Annotated in this window: 5 protein-coding genes; 3 read left to right on the top strand and 2 right to left on the bottom strand. The window is 75.4% G+C overall.

Annotated elements, in window-relative coordinates; translation table 11 throughout:
• Positions 1-68 precede the first annotated feature (68 nt).
• The 3 genes from E9529_RS20770 (at position 69) to E9529_RS20760 (ending at position 3,414) form a co-directional block, all read left to right on the top strand.
• A complete protein-coding gene (locus E9529_RS20770; protein WP_236833166.1) occupies positions 69-1,295 on the top strand; it encodes an ATP-binding protein in 1,227 nt (408 codons plus the stop codon).
• Entirely contained in the window at positions 1,292-1,978 is a 687-nt protein-coding gene (locus tag E9529_RS20765) for a response regulator transcription factor (RefSeq protein WP_308195311.1), read from the top strand. The genes E9529_RS20770 and E9529_RS20765 overlap by 4 nt, the downstream gene beginning before the upstream one ends.
• A 92-nt stretch (positions 1,979-2,070) precedes the next feature.
• On the top strand, positions 2,071-3,414 hold the full coding sequence (locus tag E9529_RS20760; RefSeq protein WP_236833165.1) for a short-chain fatty acid transporter: 1,344 nt from the start codon (positions 2,071-2,073) through the stop codon (positions 3,412-3,414).
• Between the two features lie 24 nt (positions 3,415-3,438).
• Here the strand turns inward: E9529_RS20760 and E9529_RS20755 are convergent, their stop codons facing one another.
• A complete protein-coding gene (locus E9529_RS20755) occupies positions 3,439-4,809 on the bottom strand; it encodes an acetamidase/formamidase family protein (RefSeq protein WP_236833164.1) in 1,371 nt (456 codons plus the stop codon).
• A gap of 85 nt (positions 4,810-4,894) precedes the next feature.
• Positions 4,895-6,091, bottom strand: coding sequence for a serine hydrolase (locus E9529_RS20750; protein WP_236833163.1), 1,197 nt, complete (start codon positions 6,089-6,091; stop codon positions 4,895-4,897).
• Positions 6,092-6,226 lie beyond the last annotated feature (135 nt).

The following is a 6,226-nucleotide window of genomic DNA, read 5'->3' as shown; positions in this document are numbered from 1 at the left end:
GCCTGCCGACCGGCGGGGGCGCTGACCATCAGGGAACCCCCCGAACCGACCCTGGTTCCACTCCCCGGGTGATCACCGGTGTCGGCGGGGCGGTCGCCGGTGCGACGATCGGTGGCGTGACCCCCACCGTCGGCGTGCCGCCACGCCCGCCCCTCGTGCGCCCGCGCGAGGGCCGGCTCGTCGCGGGCGTCGCGGCGGGCACCGCGGCGCACCTGCGCCAGGACCCGCTGGTGGTGCGGGTGGCCTTCGTGCTGCTCGCGACGACGGGGCTGGGCATCATCGCCTACGCGCTGCTGTGGCTGACCATGCCGGTCGCCGCGCCGGGGGAGTCCCCCGCGGTGACCGAGGGCTGGCGCCCGGCCGGCGCCCGGCAGTGGATCGCGCTGGTCGTGCTGGGGTTGATCGCGGTCAGCCTGCTGGGCCAGCTGAGCCAGTGGACCAGCGCCGACGTGGTGCTCCCGCTGATCCTGCTGGCCGGCGGGCTCACCGTCATCTGGCGGCAGCTGGACACCGACCGGACGCTGGCCGGCGCGGGGGTCCGGTGGGCGCTGGCCGGCGGGGTCGCCGTCCTGGGCGTCGGGCTGTTCCTGCTGCTGGCGACCACCGGCCAGCTGGCCAACGCCCGCAACGGCTTCGCCGCGACCCTGCTCATCCTCACCGGCGTCGTCCTGGCGACCGCGCCGCTGTGGCGGCGGCTGCTGGACTCCCGGGCCGAAGAGCGCGCCGCCCGCATCCGGTCGGAGGAGCGGGCCGCCGTCGCCGCCCACCTGCACGACTCGGTGCTGCAGACCCTCGCCCTCATCCAGCGCAACGCCGAGGAGCCGCAGGCGGTCAGCCGGCTGGCCCGCAGCCAGGAGCGGGAGCTCCGCGCCTGGCTGTACGACCCGGTGGCCGTCCGCGAGGGCGGCACCTGGGCCGGGCTCGTGGCGGGCATGGTCGCCGACGTCGAGGCCGACCACGCCCTGACCGTCGACCCCGTCGTCGTCGGGGACGCCCCCGTCGACGAGCAGCTGGCCGCGCTCGGCGCCGCCACCCGCGAGGCGCTGGTCAACGCGGCCAAGCACTCCGGGGAGCTCTCCGCCGACCTCTACACCGAGGTGACCGCCGACCAGGTGTCGGTCTTCGTCCGGGACCGCGGCAAGGGGTTCGACCCGGGCACGGTCCCGGACGACCGGCGCGGCCTGCGCGACTCCGTGCACGGCCGGCTGGCCCGCCTGGGAGGCTCGGCGCTGGTGCGCTCCACACCGGGGGAGGGCACCGAGGTGGAGCTGGTCCTGCCGAGGACGAGCACGTGACGCCGATCGAGGAGCGCAGCAGCATGGGTCCGCGGGTGTTCGTGGTCGACGACCACGCCATGGTGCGCACCGGCGTGCGCGCCGAGCTGGGCGCGGACGTGACCGTCGTCGGGGAGGCGGCCGACGTCCCCACCGCGATCGACGGCATCCGCAGCGCCCGGCCCGACGTCGTGCTGCTGGACGTGCACATGCCCGGCGGTGGCGGACGGGCGGTGCTCGAGGCGCTCCGCGGGGAGCTGCCGGAGGTGAAGTGGCTGGCCCTGTCGGTCTCCGACGCCGCGGAGGACGTCATCGCCGTCATCCGGGCCGGGGCCCGGGGCTACGTCACCAAGACGATCTCCGGCCCCGATCTGCTCGACGCCGTCCGGCGGGTGGCCGACGGCGACGTCGTCTTCAGCCCCCGGCTGGCCGGGTTCGTGCTGGACGCCTTCGCCGCCGGGGGTGCGGCGGCCCAGCAGCCGGCGGCCGAGGAGGTCAGCGATCCGGGGCTGGACCTGCTGAGCGCCCGGGAGCGCGAGGTGATGCAGCTGCTGGCCCGGGGCTACACCTACCGGGAGATCGGGTCCCGGTTGTTCATCTCGGTGAAGACGGTGGAGTCGCACGCCTCCAACGTGCTGCGCAAGCTGCAGCTCTCCAACCGCAACGAGCTCACCCGCTGGGCGGCGACGAACCGGCTCCTCTAGCCGCGATTGGCCGCTCGCTCCCCCCTCCGCTAAGCATGTGTCCCAGGACACGGACGGCCTGCTCGGCGGGCCTGGGGGAGAGGGAGGCCGTCATGCTGCGCACGCTGTCGCGCCCGCTGGTCGCCGGCGTGGAGCGCTACCTGCCGGGAGCGTTCGTCTTCGCGGTGGTGCTCACCGTGATCGTCGCGGTGCTGGCGCTGGTCTTCGGTGACATCGGTCCCGCGGAGCTGACGCGGGCCTGGGGTGACGGGCTGGCCGGGCTGCTGGCGTTCATGACGCAGGTGGCCCTGGTGCTGCTGCTCGGCTACACGCTGGCGCTCACCCGGCCGGTCAAGGCCGGGCTGACCCGCATCGCCGACGTGCCCAAGAGCCCGCGCGCCGCCTACGCCTTCGTCGCCCTCATCGCCTCGATCGCCTCGCTGATCAGCTTCGGCCTGGGACTGGTCGTCGGCGGGGTCATCGCCCTCGAGGTGGGGCGGGCCGCGCGCCGGCGCGGGACCGCGCTGCACTACCCGCTGCTGGTCGCCAGCGCCTACTCGGGCTTCGCCGTCTGGCACATGGGCTACAGCGCCACCGGCCCGCTGGCCGCCGCGACTCCCGGCAGCTTCGTCGAGGAGGCGATCGGCCGCACGATCCCGATCAGCGAGACCGTGTACTCGCCGTGGAACCTCATCGCGATCGTGATCGCGGTCGCGGCGATCCTGGGCACCGTCGTCCTGCTCGCCCCGAAGAGCAAGGACCGGATCGTCGAGCTGCCGGAGCGCCTGGGGACCGAGGAGCCCGACGTCGCGTTGAAGACGCCGGAGACCCCCGCGGAGCGCATGGAGGCATCCCGGCTGGTCACGCTGATCCCGGGCCTGGCCCTCCTGGGCTATCTCGGCGTCTACTTCGCGCAGGAGGGCTTCGACCTCACCCTCGACATCGTCAACTGGTCGTTCCTCGCCGCGATCCTGCTGATCGTGCGCAGCCCGGCGGAGCTGGCCGAGCTGGTCGGCGGGGCGGTGCGGACGGTCGGCGAGGTGCTGCTCCAGTACCCGCTGTACGCCGGGATCATCGGGATGATGACCGCCTCCGGGCTGGCGGCGCAGCTGAGCGGGTGGTTCTCCGACGTCGCCAGCCCCGGCACTCTCGGGCTGCTGGCCTTCCTCTCCGCGGGGCTGCTCAACCTGTTCGTGCCCAGCGGCGGTGGCCAGTTCGCCGTCCAGGCGCCGATCTTCCTCGACGCCGCCGACTCCCTCGGCGTCGATCCCGCCGTCATCACCATGGCGATCGCCTACGGCGACCAGTGGACGAACATGATCCAGCCGTTCTGGGCGCTGCCGCTGCTCGCCGTCGCCGGCCTGGGGGTCCGGGACATCTTCGGCTTCACCGCGATCACCTGCCTGATCACCGGCATCGTGTTCGGCGGGACGCTGCTGGTGCTCGGCGCCGGCTGACCTCGCTGGCGAGGTGGCGCCGCGTCAGCGGAAGTGGCTCTTCGGGATGACCCCGTGGACGCCGACGGTGCGGTCGACGACCTGGGACACCTCGAAGTCCACGGCTGCGGACAGGTACGCGTAGGCGACGGCGCGGTCCATGCCGAGGTCGTTCTGGAGGAAGTCCAGGGCGTGGACGACGGCGCGGCGGTTGGCGACGTCGAGGTCGCTGACCTGCCCGCCGCGGCTGCCGTCGGGGTCGGACAGCCCGATCGGGAGCCACGACTCCGGCGTCTCGCCGAACGGGTAGGAGAACGCCACGGACGGGGCGTCGGAGGTGCCCTTCCGGCAGACGGTCAACCGGAACGTGAGGCGCAGCGAGCCCTCCAGCGCGGTGAGGGCGACCTCACCGCTGCCCATCGACATGTGCGGGTCGCCGACCGAGAACAAGGCACCGGGAGCGACGACCGGCACGTAGAACGCCGACCCCACGCCCAGCAGGTTCACGTCGATGTTGCCGCCGCCGACGGTGGGCGGGATAGAGTTGACCAGCGGGTCGTCGAGCGCCGCCGCGTCCGCGACCGTCGCCACCGCCATGAGCCCGGCGAAGGGGTCGACCGGCCAGGAGACCGTGCCCTTCGGCCCGCCCGGCAGGCTGGCCCGCACCGCACCCCCGCGCACCGCGAGCGGGGTGAAGATCGAGACGTTGCCGTACTCGAGCGGGTTCCCGGTGCTGCGCCCGTCGGGCGTGGTCGGCATGACCTCCGCGGCGGTGATGTCGCCGGGGGTGCCGGCGAACGCCGCGGCCAGCGCTCCCTTGCCGTGCCGGCTGGAGACGACGCCGTACGGCACGCGCGGCAGCGCGGTCAGCAGTTCGATCTTCAGGACGTCGCCCGGCCGCGCCCCCTCGACGTGCACCGGGCCGGTGACCACGTGCGGGCCGTCGGCGTCGAAGCTGCGGGGGTGTCGGGCGTACCCCGCCGCGATGGCGACGGCGTCGTCGAGCACCTGCTCCCGGGGCACGCCCTGGCTGCCGAACCAGGCCACCGGGTCGCGCCCCTGGTCCTCGAGGATGCCCTCGTGGCTGACCGTGTCGATGGTGATCGTGCCGCCGGAGCGCACCCGGGCCACGGGGGCGTCGCCGGTGCGCGGCAGGTACCCCCAGAGCACCTCGTCGGGGCGGGAGGGCAGGTAGACCTGGCCGTCGATGGGGCCCTTCCCGGGCTGGAGCACCTCGCGGGGCAGGCGCGTCCGCGGCGCGGCCGCAGCCGGGCCGGCCGTCGCCGCCCCGGCGGCGAGCAGCGCGCCGGTGGCCAGGGCGGTCTGCACGAACGCGCGGCGGCCGAGCCCCCGCTCGAGGCGCTCGGCGGCCTCGTGCGGGTCGGGCGTGGTCTGGTCGTGCGAGGTCGTGGTCACGGTGCTCTCCCGGTGCCGTCGGTGCGCGTCGGGGGAGTTCTACGGGCCCGGTGTTGCGCCTGCGTGGCGCCGAGGGCACCCCGTGTTACGAGCTCGTTCCGGCGGGCCCGGCCCCGAACGCCGCGCGCCGGAAGGCGGTGAACAGCGGCGGCGGCTCGGGGGAGGCCCACATCTGGTTGGTCAGCAGGACCGCCGTCGTGCCGGTGACCGGGTCGGTCCACCACGTGCTGCCCAGGCCGCCGTCCCACCCGTAGGAGCCGGCGTGCCGCCCACCCGGCTCGTCGGTGCGGCGGACGCCGATGCCCAGGCCCCACCCGCCGCCCTCGTCGTCCACCGGGCCGACCTGCTCGGTGGTCATGGCCCGGACCGCGGCCTCGCTCAGCACCCGGGTGCCGTCGGCGGCGCACCCCAGCGACTCGAGCACGCGGGCGAAGGCGGCGAGGTCGCCGACCGTGGAGACCAGGCCGTCGCCGCCGTCGGGGAACGCGGGCGGCGAGGACCACTGGCCGTCCGCCGGGTCGTAGACCTCCCGCCCGCTGTCGGGCCCCGGCGGCGTCCAGTGCGGCCCCAGCCGGTCCCGGGCCGCCGCCGGCACCCCGAACCCGGTGCTGCACATCCCCGTCGGCCGCACGATGCGCTCGTCCAGCACGGCGGGCAGCGGCCGCCCGGCGGCGCGCGACACCAGCACGCCGAGCACGCTGGCGCCCAGGTGGTACAGCCAGCGGGTGCCCGGCTGGTGGGCGAGCGGGACGGTGCCCAGGCGGCGCATCCACTCGTCCGGCCCGGGTGCGGCCTGCGGGGCCGGCGGGCCGACGGGCAGCCCGGCCGCGGCGAGCGCGGCCAGCGTCGGGGAGGGCCACGGGGCGGTGAAGTCCAGCCCGAGCCCCAGCCGGAGGGTGAGGACGTCGCGGACGGTGATCGGGCGCACCGCCGGCACCGTGCCCGCGCCCGGGTCGGCGGGGTCGGCGAGCACCCGCCGGCGGGCCAGCTCGGGGAGGAACCGGTCCACGGGCTCGTCGAGGGCGAGGACGCCGTCGTCGACGAGGGACATCGCCGCGGCGGCGACGACCGGCTTGGTGGTCGAGGCGATGCGGAAGACGGTGTCCGGGGACACGGCGTCGCTGGTGCCGGGCGCGTGCACGCCGGCCGCGCCGGTGCTGACCGGCTCGCCGTGCCGGCCGACCCACCAGGCGGCGCCCGGCACCTCCCCGGCGGCGACCGCCCCGGCCACCGCCGCCTCGACCCGTTCCGCCCATGCCGCGTTCCCGTCCCGACCACCCATGCGGGGTCGACCCCGCCGGCGGCCGGAACTCATCGCCTCAGAGGGTGTTGGGTAACCGGCGTTGAGCGGAGGGTGACGGCGTGACGGCTGGCGCTCGGGCCAGCGGCGTGGCGGCTGGTGGCCGATGGTGCGTCG

Origin of the sequence: Blastococcus sp. KM273128, assembly GCF_021698975.1 — a bacterium.
Lineage (GTDB): Bacteria > Actinomycetota > Actinomycetes > Mycobacteriales > Geodermatophilaceae > Blastococcus.
Note: the sequence above shows the minus strand (reverse complement) of the source record. Positions and strands in the feature narration are given on the sequence as shown.